A 505-nucleotide genomic window follows, 5' to 3' on the forward strand; every position below is an offset into this window, starting at 1 on the left:
AGGCCTTGCGGGTGATCAGGGTGACCTTGGGCACCGTGGCCTCGGCATAGGCGAACAGGAGCTTGGCGCCGTGCTTGATCAGGCCGCCGTACTCCTGCTTGGTGCCCGGCATGAAGCCCGGCACGTCGACCAGGGTGACGATCGGGATCTCGAAGGCGTCGCAGAAGCGCACGAAGCGGGCGGCCTTGCGGGAGCTGTCGATGTCGAGCACCCCGGCCAGCACCTGCGGCTGGTTGGCGACGATCCCCACCGTCTGGCCGTCCATGCGGGCGAAGCCGCAGACGATGTTCCTGGCCCACTCGCTGGAGATCTCGAAGAAGTCGGCCTCGTCGACGATCTTCAGGATCAGCTCCTTCATGTCGTAGGGCTTGCCCGGATCGGCCGGGACCAGGCTGTCGAGGCTGGCTTCCTGGCGATGGGGGTCGTCGAAGCTTTGGCGGATCGGGGCCTTCTCGCGATTGGACGAGGGCAGGAAGTCGACCAGGCGGCGCACCTGGGTCAGGGC

Annotated in this window: 1 protein-coding gene; it reads right to left on the reverse strand. The window is 66.9% G+C overall.

The window, feature by feature from the left end; all coding sequences use genetic code 11:
* Nucleotides 1–505: carboxyl transferase domain-containing protein (locus AC1DCG_RS25105; RefSeq protein ID WP_477041753.1), on the reverse strand; the 505-nt coding region annotated here is incomplete at both ends.

It is taken from the genome of Caulobacter sp. 10L414 (assembly GCF_056395525.1).